Source organism: Carnobacterium gallinarum DSM 4847 (assembly GCF_000744375.1).
GTDB lineage: Bacteria > Bacillota > Bacilli > Lactobacillales > Carnobacteriaceae > Carnobacterium > Carnobacterium gallinarum.
Genome location: NZ_JQLU01000003.1, coordinates 180,790 through 193,416, shown reverse-complemented (window position 1 = coordinate 193,416; position 12,627 = coordinate 180,790). Strand labels below are relative to the sequence as shown.

General features: G+C 34.2%; 11 protein-coding genes and 2 pseudogenes. 9 read left to right on the top strand and 4 right to left on the bottom strand.

Annotated features, from left to right (window positions below; genetic code table 11):
- Positions 1-11 precede the first annotated feature (11 nt).
- Positions 12-533 carry a hypothetical protein gene (locus tag BR43_RS01875; protein WP_034558885.1) on the top strand — a complete coding sequence of 174 codons (522 nt, stop codon included), beginning with the start codon at positions 12-14 and terminating at the stop codon, positions 531-533.
- 201 nt (positions 534-734) lie between these two features.
- Entirely contained in the window at positions 735-1,403 is a 669-nt protein-coding gene (locus BR43_RS01870) for an adaptor protein MecA (protein WP_034558883.1), read from the top strand.
- Positions 1,404-1,470: 67 nt separating this feature from the next.
- Here the strand turns inward: BR43_RS01870 and BR43_RS01865 are convergent, their stop codons facing one another.
- Positions 1,471-2,016 carry a ClbS/DfsB family four-helix bundle protein gene (locus BR43_RS01865; RefSeq protein ID WP_034558880.1) on the bottom strand — a complete coding sequence of 182 codons (546 nt, stop codon included), beginning with the start codon at positions 2,014-2,016 and terminating at the stop codon, positions 1,471-1,473.
- 183 nt (positions 2,017-2,199) lie between these two features.
- Between BR43_RS01865 and BR43_RS18920 the strand changes: the two genes are divergently transcribed.
- Positions 2,200-3,387, top strand: a complete 1,188-nt coding sequence (locus BR43_RS18920; protein ID WP_051933774.1) for a competence protein CoiA — start codon at positions 2,200-2,202, stop codon at positions 3,385-3,387.
- Positions 3,388-3,505: 118 nt separating this feature from the next.
- On the top strand, positions 3,506-5,323 hold the full coding sequence (pepF, locus tag BR43_RS01855) for an oligoendopeptidase F (RefSeq protein WP_034558878.1): 1,818 nt from the start codon (positions 3,506-3,508) through the stop codon (positions 5,321-5,323).
- Positions 5,324-5,431: 108 nt separating this feature from the next.
- On the opposite strand, the gene BR43_RS01850 is transcribed toward pepF, so the two are convergent.
- Positions 5,432-6,118 carry a DsbA family protein gene (locus BR43_RS01850; protein WP_034558876.1) on the bottom strand — a complete coding sequence of 229 codons (687 nt, stop codon included), beginning with the start codon at positions 6,116-6,118 and terminating at the stop codon, positions 5,432-5,434.
- A 186-nt stretch (positions 6,119-6,304) separates the two neighbouring features.
- Complete coding sequence (locus tag BR43_RS01845; RefSeq protein ID WP_034558874.1) at positions 6,305-6,883, bottom strand: CYTH domain-containing protein; 579 nt, start codon at positions 6,881-6,883, stop codon at positions 6,305-6,307.
- Between the two features lie 167 nt (positions 6,884-7,050).
- On the opposite strand from BR43_RS01845, the gene yjbM reads away from it, so the two are divergent.
- From yjbM to BR43_RS01825, 4 genes and pseudogenes are all read left to right on the top strand, one after another.
- The gene (yjbM, locus tag BR43_RS01840) at positions 7,051-7,710 is read left to right on the top strand and encodes a GTP diphosphokinase (RefSeq protein ID WP_034558872.1); all 660 of its coding nucleotides are present in this window, start codon (positions 7,051-7,053) and stop codon (positions 7,708-7,710) included.
- 29 nt (positions 7,711-7,739) lie between these two features.
- The gene (locus BR43_RS01835; protein ID WP_034558870.1) at positions 7,740-8,552 is read left to right on the top strand and encodes an NAD kinase; all 813 of its coding nucleotides are present in this window, start codon (positions 7,740-7,742) and stop codon (positions 8,550-8,552) included.
- Positions 8,542-9,438 (top strand): RluA family pseudouridine synthase, encoded by an 897-nt coding sequence (locus BR43_RS01830; protein WP_034558868.1) that lies wholly within the window; start codon positions 8,542-8,544, stop codon positions 9,436-9,438. The genes BR43_RS01835 and BR43_RS01830 overlap by 11 nt, the downstream gene beginning before the upstream one ends.
- A gap of 31 nt (positions 9,439-9,469) precedes the next feature.
- Positions 9,470-10,348: pseudogene (locus tag BR43_RS01825) on the top strand (magnesium transporter); the annotation flags it as partial.
- A 21-nt stretch (positions 10,349-10,369) separates the two neighbouring features.
- Here the strand turns inward: BR43_RS01825 and BR43_RS01820 are convergent.
- Positions 10,370-11,980: an IS1634 family transposase gene (locus tag BR43_RS01820; protein ID WP_034558264.1), complete on the bottom strand. Its 1,611-nt coding sequence runs from the start codon at positions 11,978-11,980 to the stop codon at positions 10,370-10,372.
- 134 nt (positions 11,981-12,114) lie between these two features.
- On the opposite strand from BR43_RS01820, the pseudogene BR43_RS01815 reads away from it, so the two are divergent.
- Positions 12,115-12,618, top strand: a pseudogene (locus tag BR43_RS01815) (magnesium transporter); the annotation flags it as partial.
- Positions 12,619-12,627: the final 9 nt, after the last annotated feature.

The following is a 12,627-nucleotide window of genomic DNA, read 5'->3' as shown; positions in this document are numbered from 1 at the left end:
AGGAAAATAAAATGAATAAAAAAGTAAAAGTTGCGTTAATCATATTAGTAGTTATTTTAGTGGGAGCAGGTGGGTTTCTAGGTGTTTACCGTTGGCAACGAGTTCAAGGAGAAATCAAAAGTTACACAATCAACTTAGAAGCCAAAGATAAGAAAAACAGCCAAAAAGTAGTTATTTATACTCAAGATCGTGAATTCAAAAATAATGTTTTAACGGAACTAAAAAAAGAACTTTCGGGTCAGAATATTTATGTTCAAGTTGAACCTATTGAAGAGATTCTATCGAATAAACTAGCAGATTGGGATAAAGTGCTAATTTTTTCAACGGTTCAATCAAGCGAACCACCAGTAAAGGTTTTAGAATATATTGATACTCATAAAGATGATGAAAAGTTAGGAATCTTTTTAACCGCAGATTCTGGTAGTTGGGCCCATGAACCAGCTGATGTTGAGGCAATAACGGCTGCTTCAAAAAATGACAATAAAAGTATGTTTAGCAATGAGATGTTGGCCTTCATTAAAAATAAAAATTAATTGGCAGAATTGTGTTAATTTTATAAGCCGTCTAATTTAAAATAGCAGTAGATATTTAATGGATGTCAATAATGGCAAAATAATTAAGAAGAATTTCAATAATTGTTGCATTTAGCTTTACTTTTTGCTTATTTGCTTTAAAATGGTCTTATAGAGATTCTAGTTTATTCAAGACTAGAATAGGAAATGAGGTGTAAGATCATGGAAATGGAGCATATTAATGAAAATACCATTCGTGTGTTAATTGAAAATGCTGATTTGGAAGAACGCGGTATTACTTTTTTAGATTTACTAGGGAATCATAAACAAATTGAGACCTTCTTTTATAGTATTCTTGAAGAAGTAGATGTTGACGAGCAATTCCATGAATCTGATGCAATTACGTTTCAAGTGTTACCCAACGGCAATGGCTTGGAATTGTTTATCAGTAAAGGCGGCGGATTAAATGAGCAATTTGATTTATCTTCTTTGCCTGAAAACTCAACTCCAGAGGATTTTACCGAATTTGTTAAAAAGCAAATCTTAAATAGTTCAACTGAACCTGATGAAATTGACTCTTATTTACAAGACCCAGACTTATTAACTTCAGAAGTTGTTTTAAAGTTAGGACAATTTGAAGATATGATTTCATTAGCTAATATGATGTATTTAGACAATGCTGTGTCAAATCTATACTTATATAAAGATTCGTATTTCTTACAATTAATCTTTTTTGTAGAAGAGATGACTGAAACAAGCGTTGAAGATGAAATCGCAATTGCTCTTGAATTTGCTGAAGAAACACCTGTGACTGCAGATGTTCTGGGAGAATATGGTAAACTGATTATGGAAAAAAGTGCATTAGAATTAACGAGACATTACTTTAAGTAGTAGTTCCAAGTTTTTCTAGAATCATTAAGAAAAAGGGCTTGCATTATTGCAAGTCCTTTTTTTTTAACTATTTTTTTAGCGATTTAATATGCTGTTTTGTTTTTTTTATGGCCCAGTCATAGTGACTGGAAGTTGCAGAAACGCAATAACTTCCTAACGTAGAGGTACCAGTCCAAGGAATTTTATTTTTTGCAAATAATTCTTCATTGGTAAAAGATTCAATCATTGTTAATAGGTGTTTATGGCTATCTTTAAGAAGTTTTTTCGCTTCGTTCAATGATGTCTCTTGATGTCTTTCTAAAAATTCAAGATTTAATTGTCCATAGTTTCTCCAATTATAAGGCTTAGGCAGGAATGGGACGGTACATCCTTCTTGATTTGATAAGACCCAATTTAGTAACAATTGATGCCATTCATACAAATGAATAAGTACATCACATAAGTTTTTGTCGCGTTTCCAGTGAGCTTCTTTTCTTTTTAATAAAAATTCTGGACTGAATTCAAAAAGCTTCCCTTGTATTTCTAGACTCATACTGTCAATTAATTCCCATAATTTTGCAAATTGTTCATTTGCTGCGGTAAGTAAATCTATTTTTGTTGTAGGTCTTACCATAGTTGACCTCCTTTCTTTGCTGATTACATTTTTATAATAGCATAGCTAAACTGACAACTGTCTGTCAGCTTAATTATTAAAGCTAAATGATAAATTTTTTTAATTTTTTTCGCAAAATTTGTTTTTTTTTACGGATACTTATTTTAAGGCACGATAAAATAGAGTAGAAGAAAGGAGCCAAAAATGCTAGTAGCTTTAACAAAGGAGAATCGTTATATCTTTGCAGATCAAGAGTTAAAGACGGATAAGAAAGATTATTTTTGTCCAGGATGTGGCAAAGGAGTATTTTATAAAAAAGGCACTACGATTCAATCCCATTTTGCTCACTACACCCAAAAAGATTGTCAAACTTTTTCAGAAGGAGAAACAAGAGAACATATTGCAGGGAAGCGTCTGCTATTTAATTGGTTTAAACAACAAGGGATTCCATGTCAGTTAGAAGCTTATTTGCCAGATTTAAAACAGCGTCCCGATTTATTAATTTGGCTTTCTGAAAAGCGACCAGTAGCAATTGAATTTCAGTGCAGTCCAATTTCTTTAAAACGAATGAAAGAACGAACAAAAGGATACCAGCAAATAGGCTATGAAGTTTACTGGGTTTTAGGAGCAAGTTTTCGCAGTCATCAACGTCTAACAAATCAACAAAGAAGTTTTTTGCGTTATCATAAACACTTAGGCTTACAGTTATATTATTTAAATGTTATCAAAAAAGAGTTAGACTGTTTTTTTCAAATTAAAGAAAGTGAGCCTTTCAAAAAAATAAGTTCAGGTTTGTTGTTATTTTCCTTAGTAAAAAAAGGTCATACGCTTAGCGAATTGAAAAGCCAATTAGCAAAAAAAAATTTAGCCTGGATTAGTACTAAAGCAGAAGCAATCCCCAATTACTTACAACGGTATCAACATTACTTAAATCAAGGACGTTTTTATAGAACAAAAGAAGTGGAAGAGATACAAAAATATCTTTACCAACAAGGAAAAAATTTACTGAATCTACCAAAAGAAGTTTATTTTCCATGTTATAAAAATAGCTTCATTCAAACGTCTTCAATTTATTGGCATTATTTAATTATTGAATGGATTGTTTGTTTAGATAATGGAGGATGCTTTATAGAAATGGACTATTTGGGCTATTTAAAACAGTTAGTTCACGAAAAGAAAATCACTCTCTACTCCATTCCGCAACTAAGAGATAAGGTACTTACGAATTCCTTTTTGGACTATCTAAGTATGTTAGCTCAGTTAGGTTTAATTGAAAAGAGTGGTGAAAAAGAATGGAAGCTTGTGAAACATCCTTATTTTTATCAAAATGAAGCAGAAAAAAATCGTGATTTTATAGAAATTGATCAAGAATTAGAAGAGAAAGAGTTTTAGAGAATAGTCGAATTTTCTTTTCCTTTTATTTTTAGTTAATTCAAACAAAAACTCCACTTTTTTAGTAGATTTATGGTAATATTAGAAAGTGATGAAAATACAAGGAGGATTTGCTATTATGTCAGAAACCCAAAAATTACCTTTGAGACCTGAAGTTCCAGTTGAATTAACATGGGATTTGGATGTTATTTTTAAATCAGATGATGAGTTTAATCAAAGTTATCAAGAATTAGAAACTAAGCTAGAAAAAGTAGATTCTGTAAAGGGTAAGATTGGTGAGAGCTCAAAGCAATTAGTAAAAGGAATCGATTTTTTACTAGATGTGTCCAATCATTTAGAAACAATTTATGTTTATGCCCATTTAAAAAATGATCAAGATACAACTAATTCCGACTATCAAGGAATGTATGATCGCGCCAGTGCGTTAGCGACAAAGGTTAGCGAAGCAACTTCATGGTTTGAACCAGAAGTATTAGAAATTCCAACAGAAAAATTAACAAGCTTTTTTCAAGAAAACCAAGAGCTAACGTTGTATCGTCATTTTATCGATCAAATGACTAGTTCAAGAGCACATGTATTATCAGCAAACGAAGAAGCCTTATTAGCTGGGGCAGGTGAGATTTTTGGTGCATCTAGCCGCACATTTAGTATTTTGAATAATGCAGACATTCAATTTCCCGTAATCCAAGATGAGGAAGGAAAGGATGTTCAGCTTTCCCATGGTGTTTATGGTCAATTAATGGAAAGCACCAATCGTGATGTCCGTGAAGCAGCATTTAAAAATTTATATAAAACCTACGATGGATTGAAAAATACGTTTGCTAGTACATTATCTTCTCATGTTAAATACCACAACTACAACGCAGACGTGCATCATTATCACTCTGCAAGGGAAAAGGCGTTAGATGCTAATCATATTCCAGAAGCAGTTTATGATACATTATTAGAAGTTGTTGACAATCATTTACCATTATTGCATCGTTATGTAAATCTTAGAAAAGAGCTACTAGATGTAGAAGAATTGCATATGTATGATTTATATACACCGATTACAGGTGAAGCAGCGATTAGCTACACCTACGAAGAAGCCAAAGCCGAAACCTTAAAAGCCTTAGCGCCATTAGGAACGGAATATTTACCAATTGTTGAAGAAGCATTTGATAAACGATGGATTGATGTTGTTGAAAATGTAGGCAAGCGTAGTGGAGCTTATTCCTCTGGTGCATATGAAACAAATCCATATATTTTATTGAACTGGAATGATACACTGAATCAATTGTTTACGTTAGTTCATGAAATGGGGCATAGCGTTCATAGTTATTATACCCGTAAGAATCAGCCTTATGTTTACGGTGACTATTCTATTTTCTTAGCAGAAATTGCGTCGACAACTAATGAAAACTTACTGACAGAATATTTATTAGAAACTCAAACAGATCCTAAGGTCAGAGCCTATATCTTAAATCATTATTTAGATGGTTTTAAAGGAACAATTTTCCGTCAGACACAATTTGCTGAATTCGAGCATTTTATTCATGAGAAATCAGCTGCAGGAGTTCCTTTGACAGCCGATTATTTGTCAGAGTACTATGCTGATTTAAATGCTCGTTATTATGGTCCTTCTGTTGCGAAAGATCCTGAGATTGCAATTGAGTGGACTCGTATCCCGCATTTCTATTATAATTATTATGTGTATCAATATGCGACTGGTTTTTCAGCAGCTTCAGCATTATCGGCTAAAATTTTAGCCGGTGAAGAAGGCGCATTGGACCATTATTTGAATTATTTGAAATCGGGCAGTAGTGATTTTCCAATTGAAGTGATGAAAAAAGCTGGTGTCGATATGACTGAAAAAACCTATATTGAAGATGCCATGAAAGTTTTTGAAGCACGTTTAAATGAATTAGAAGCATTGATTGCTACTTTAAAAGGGTAAGTAAAATAATAGAAAAAATGTTAAATTTTGAGAAATAATCCGGAATTTTATGCAGAAAAAGAGCTGGAAACAAAACTATTTTTTAGTTTTGTTTCCAGCTCTTTTATTTTACAAAACACGTAAATGTTGTTTAGAAATTACTGAGTGTGGAGTTTGTGTCACTAAGCTTCTATTATTCTCTTTAAGAGTAGCCTTAGGGTCACAAAGTTTTTTTAATAAATCTACTGTGATACAAGATTCTACTAATAATCCATACGTATCATTTTCATTATCAAAAATTACCATAGAAGGGTTATTTTTAATAGACATTTCACGAGCAATACGCTGATCTGCTTCATAAGAAGCTTTTGCAAAATCAGATTCTTTGTCCTCAAGAAACATGGGAATATCAAGTTTTGCTTCTTCAGCAACTTGAATTAATAAAGCCTCACTAAAAATTACGTTATTTTCAACTAGTTCATGTTGTAAGGTTAATAAAAATGTACGTCCTTTTTTCTTACCTTGCATTAAGGCTGCTTTATAAGCTAGTGATGCAAAATAAGTATTGTGGCAAATTTTATTTCTTAAATCTAAATTTTTTTCAGGCATTTGATTAAATTGCATAAAATTAGTTATAGTTTGGAAGTTATGAAATGGAATAAAGCGAAAATGGACTTTTTGATCCAAATCTTTCACAAAATCTAAAACTTCCTTCTCTGATTCGTAACAACGAGAGCCAATAGGGTTAACAAAAAGGTAGATTTCAATGACTCGTTTAAATGTAGGAATGGTTGATTGTTTTTTATCTGCTAACATAGTTATCTTCACCTTAGTTATCTATTATTTTGGAGTTCAAATCCAATTAGTTTCTTTTTGATATCCTTACTTTATCAAACAAAGGTAAAAAAAAGTATTAAAAGCACTTGACTTTTATATAGGTCTAATGTTAGCTGTAACAAAATCGCCACAATTATCGAATAAATTCATGATTTGTGATTCTTTTTAATTGTATCTTGCTTCAATCATTCGAGCGATTTTATTCTTAGCTGGTCGAATAGAGAGCTGTTGTGTAGTTAAAAAATTGTCAAAAACTAATTTTCCAGAAGCATGATTTTTTACTTCAAATTCTAGCTCATAATCTGTGATTCCTTCATACTGGCTTTCATCTAATACAAATAATCCATCTTTAGTCTCTTTTTCAAAACGTTTAGTTGTTAACGTTCCTAATAGATTCAACTCTTGAGGAGTAACGCCCAGTTCGACTAATTTTTCAGCCACTGCACCATTTAGTTTGATAGTTTTATTTGCAATTAATTGTTGTCCTTCATGTAAAGAAAGGGAATCTGTTGTTTCTAGCAGTCCATCTTGAAAGGGTGTTTTTAAAGTCAGTTCAGCGGAGTGAGGCAATAGACGAATTCGTAGACCGGCTCCTAATTTTTTTAAAGTCCAAGTGGGTGTATCAAAGTAACTATTTGTTTGAGTAAAAAAACTTGATTCGTGTGCTTGGAAATAATCCAAAAGTTGGATATACTCAGCTTTTGTTAGCATATTTTTAAATTCAATTTCTAATTGTTCGCTCATAATTTTAACTCCTTATTTTATACTATCTTTATCTTACCATATTTTTCAGAGATATTTGGATTTCAGAATGCTTTTTCAGTGCTACATATGTTAAAATGAATCTGTATGCTTATTCGTTTCTTGAATAAGAGTAGTTTTTTAATTGATAGATAAAGAAGGTATGCATAATGATTGAAAATTGGGATAATTTTTCTGCACCTTATACTCAGGCGGTAGAAGAACTGAAGATCAAGCTAAAAGGCATTCGAAAACAATTTAGACAAGAAAGTCAGCATAGTCCAATTGAATTTGTAACAGGTAGAGTGAAGCCTAAAGATAGTATCTTAGCTAAAGCTCAGCTACGTTCAATTGATATGAATCGACTTGAAACAGATATGCAAGATATCGCAGGGTTAAGAATTATGTGTCAATTTGTTGATGATATTCATATGGTTGTAAAACTATTGCGAAATCGTCGTGATTTTAAAATTGTTGAAGAACGAGATTACATCACAAATAATAAAGAGAGTGGTTATCGTTCTTATCATGTTGTTTTGGAATATCCAGTTCAATTAATTAGTGGTGAGAAAAAGCTATTAGTAGAGATTCAAATTAGGACGTTATCGATGAACTTTTGGGCAACGATTGAACATTCTTTAAATTATAAATATCAAGGGGAATTTCCGGAAGATATTAATATTCGGTTACAAAGAGCAGCTGAGGCAGCTTTTCAACTAGATGAGGAAATGTCACAAATTAGAGTCGAAATTCAAGAGGCCCAACGTTTGTTTTCACATAATAAAGGGTACTTGGAAGAAGAAAAAGGATTAAAACCAAAAATAAATTAAGCTTATATAGATAGAAGGAGGAAGCAGCTGTGAAAATAGCTATTATTTATAATAATAATCAAAAATCAGTTGCTTTAGCAGATAGTTTACGTAAATTATGTCAGCAAAATCAATTGATTTTAGATGAAAAGCATCCAAATGTAGTGATTACTATTGGTGGGGATGGGACTCTTTTATCCGCTTTTCATCGTTATGCTCATTTACTTTCTGAAATTCGTTTTGTTGGAGTTCATACGGGTCATCTTGGCTTTTATACAGATTGGCGCGACTATGAATTAGAGGAGCTAGTTGCTAGTTTAGTAGCGGACCAAGGTGAAAGTGTCAGCTATCCTTTATTAGACGTAGAAGTTTGTTATCAAGAGCAAGAGGAGAAAGCTCATTTTATTGCTTTAAATGAGTCGACATTAAAACGTGTTGGTGGAACAATGGTTTGCGATGTTTATATCAAAGATGAGTTATTTGAGCGATTCCGTGGAGATGGTATTTGTATTTCTACTCCAACAGGTTCTACTGCATATAATAAGTCAGTGGGTGGTGCTGTAATTCATCCTCGTTTGGAGGCATTGCAATTAACGGAAATAGCCTCAATTAATAATCGTGTTTTTCGGACATTGAGTTCACCAATGATTGTTGCACCAAATGAGTGGATCAAATTAAAGCCAGCTACTGAAGATGGTTTTATTTTAACGATTGATCAGTTAACCTCAGCTGAAAAAAATATTATTGAAATTAATTACCGGATATCTAAGGAACGAATTCATTTTGCGCGTTACCGTCATACGCATTTTTGGAGCCGTGTTGAAGATGCCTTTATTGGAGCGAAGAAGAGTCATGAAATTTAGTTGGCAATATCTAGAAAAAGAATCACATCAAGTCAAACAGTTTTTACGTACAAAGGGTGTTTCCCGTGGGTTATTAGCAAAAATAAAATTTCAAGGTGGTAAAATTGAAGTTAATAACCAAGTTGAAAATGCCATTCACTATTTAACTTATGGAGATCAAGTAACCATTACAACTCCCGATGAAGAGGGGTATGAAACAACGGTAGCGGTTGATAATCCTATTGAGATTATTTATGAAGATGACCATTATTTAATTGTGAATAAGCCCTATGGAGTTGTTTCGATTCCTTCTCAGTTAAGTCCGCAACAAAGTATGGCGAATCGGGTTAAAGGCTATTATTGTCGTCAAGCTTATATTGATCAAGTTGTGCATATTGTTACTAGATTGGATCGAGATACAACAGGCCTGATGTTATTTGCTAAACACGGATACGCTCATGCATTAATGGATCAAGAGCTACGTGAAAAAAAACTTGTTAAGCGTTATTTGGCATTAGTCACAGGTACAATGGATGGGGCAGACCATGGGAAGATTGAAGCGCCTATTGGGCGACCACCAGATTCAATTATTAAACGAATTGTTCGTTCAGATGGGAAATATGCGCTAACTGAATACTGGGTAAAAAAAAGATATTCAGACGCAACCCTGGTAGATATTCAGCTCCATACAGGACGAACGCATCAAATTAGAGTTCATTTTGCTCATAGTGGTCATCCTTTAGTGGGGGATGATTTATATGGTGGCGTCCATAATCAATGGATTCAAAGACAGGCCTTGCATTGCCAAGAGCTTCAGTTTATTCATCCATTTACTCAAGAAAAAATGCAGATAAAAGCTCCTTATCCTGAGGATATAGGTCACTGGATAACAGCCGCAGAAATGTAGGTTTATTCAGAGTGAAAGGAGATAGAAAATAGTGAATGAAAGCCAATTAGAAATCGAAGAAAAAATGCAACAACTAAGAGATTTACTACAAATGGATAATATCCATGAATTTAGAGAAGAATTTCTATCCCTGCATACCTACGAACAAGGACAATTTTATTTAAGTCTAACCAAAACAGAACGACAAAAACTCTATCATTTCTTATCTCCTAAAGAAATGGCAGATATGTTTGAAGTTATCGAAGAAGATGAAGAATCTGTTGAGATTTATTTAAAAGAGATGGACAATCAATATGCCGCAGACATGCTTTCTAACATGTATACCGATAATGCTGTTGATATTTTAAAACAACTAGATTCGCAACATGTCAAAAATTATTTAACGATGATGGATGAAGAGAGCGCCTCTGAAATAAAAGAATTATTACATTATAAAGATGAAACAGCCGGAGCGATTATGACAACGGAATTTGTTTCAATCGTTGCAAACCAAACAGTTCGTTCAGCAATGGCTATTTTAAAAAGCAAAGCGTTAGAAGCAGAAACTATTTATTATGTATACGTAATGGATATCGATGAGACTTTAGTAGGGGTAATTTCATTAAGGGATTTAATCATTAATGAAGATGATGCTTTAATTTCGGATTTAATGAGTGAACGCCCAGTTTTTGTTAATGTAAATGACGATCAAAAAGATGTTGCTAAAACTATTCGAGATTATGATTTCTTAGCGGTTCCAGTTGTAGATGATTTAGATCATTTATTAGGAATTATTACCGTTGATGATATCATTGATGTCATTGATGATGAAGCAACAAGTGATTACTCTGGTTTGGCGGGGGTTGATGTTGATGAAACAACAGAAAATCCATTTATTGCAGCATCAAAACGTTTGCCTTGGCTTATTACCTGGATTCCCGCCAACACATAACTATGCAGGCGGGGTGATGCCTAGTGCTTCGTAAATTTGTTTTTGCTTTGTAAGAACCTCACCGACCCTAAGGTCGTAGCCTGGATACTCAAAACATTCTATAATATCAAGTTTATCCAAGGCAGACTGAATCGTATAGTTTTGATAAAGTTCTGCTTCATGCATGTGTTTTTTGAGATAAGATAAATATATGAGCGCGACAAATGCAACGAAGAGTTTTCCGTCAAGGCTTTTCTCAGATGACACCAATAGGCGGCGAAGATTTAAGCGGTCTTTAATATTACCAAAGGCTTTCTCGATGAGATCTTTGTTTCTGTATAATTCCAGTGCGGCCATGGCATCCATCTTTTCGTTGGATATCAAAGTGAAGTAGCCATAATAACGTTTTGTCGCCTTCACTGCATCTTCTATAACAGTAACCTGTAAGCCACGAATCGGAGTTTCTTTAATTTGGAAATACTGCTTGTAGAATCGCTCATGTTTCGCAACACGTTTGCCACTCAGAATCTCCTTCCGCATAGCCATAAGTTTACGATCGAAGTTGGTTTCATCTTCAGCAAACTTATCGATGTTGAAGTAAATGTGTAAATAAACCCGCTTTTTATCTGTGAGAACATCCTTCTTGTAGGGGCGTTCTTGCTTATATTCCCATTCTGAAAGGACAGTCTTGGAATACAATTCATGCTGCTCATCGAAGTTCTCGAAAGAACGGAAGTTGTCATAAACGGTATCGATTGCTTTGCGTGCAAAGCAATTGCTTGTCTGAATCGCAACAATGAATTTCAAGTGATCCTTAAGAAGGCCGTTGACATTCGCCTCGCTATAAAATCCACGGTCCATGACCAGTTTCACTTTATCAAAGCCGAGAACTGCAAAATCCGCTAGAAGATTTTGAACAGTCCGCACATCCGGAATGTTGCCGGCTAGCTTTCGATAATAGAAAGGAAGACCGGATTTTTCACCGAATACGAGTGCCAAGTTAATCTGAGGCAGTCTATCGTCTTCCTTGTTTTTGCCATATTGAGCTTGGCGAAGCGTTTGGGAATAACTGGACACTGAGGTAGTATCATAAGCCCAGTATTCATCTCCGGAGCGTCGTTTCTCCTGAAGCATAAAGAACTTTGTTCTTTCTTCTTCAGAAATATCTGAAAAAAGTTCACTGCTGCGCTGTGAAGAAATATTTTTATCATAGGGATGCTTATGAAGTGTGCTCCATTTTTCAAAACGAAAAAGCGGGGATTCAGATTCAAGAATCATATAGTAAGCAATGGATTGGATTTGTTTGTAGCTAGCGGGAAAGCATTGCTTAAGATCTTCTGTTAGACCCAGTTTTTTACCAATCTCATCCAGTAGATATGTGGTACCGTAAAACCTGCGGCTAGCTATTTCGATAGGTACCGGTCCTGGTTTCCTTGAGTTAGCAGCTTCCGGATCCTCCTTGTGTTTTCTGCCACGACCATCGGTCGGAATGATTTCTCCTGTATTAGAATCACGCTTACCGATCAGTGTGCGTTTCGCCCGGGGTTGTTTCTTTTCCTTATCCCAATAGGATATGGATTCGTAAACATAGGTAATGCCACTTCGTTTATCAAACTGGTTTATAATAGCCATTCTGCCGCCTCCTAGTTATGTATAGTATAACACATAACTAGGTTTATGTAATGGCGAGAGTGTTTAAAACCTATTAATATCAATGGTTTCAGCTTTTTTTTGTTAAATCATAGTTAGGTGTTTCGGGAATGCAGGTTATTACACTATTATTCCTAGGAATGAGCACAGCATCTTTAATTAGCCGGTATGAAGTAATGGTTAGTGATGCGAGTATTTTAGCAGTTTTTATTTCTTTAATTACTGGTACTGCTGGAAATGCAGGAACCCAATCTCTAGCGGTAGCTGTTCGGAAATTAGCAACCAAAGAAGAAGGTCAAGTAAACTTTGGTAAAATGATTTTAAGTGAAATTTCAACAGGGTTAGTAACGGGATTAGTGACAGGACTGACAATTTTTATTGTGGTTGGCATTTGGAAAGATAATTTTATTTTAGGCTTTGTCATTGGTATGGCAATGCTTTGTGCTATTACTGTGGCTAATTTAGCGGGTAGCTTAATTCCAGTTTTAATGGATCGTTTAGGTTTTGATCCAGCAGTAGCGAGTGGGCCATTTATTACCACATTAAGTGATTTAACAAGTGTTTTGATTTATTTTAATATTGCAGCCTTATTTATGTCTTATTTTATTGGGACAAGCTAAAGCAATTTT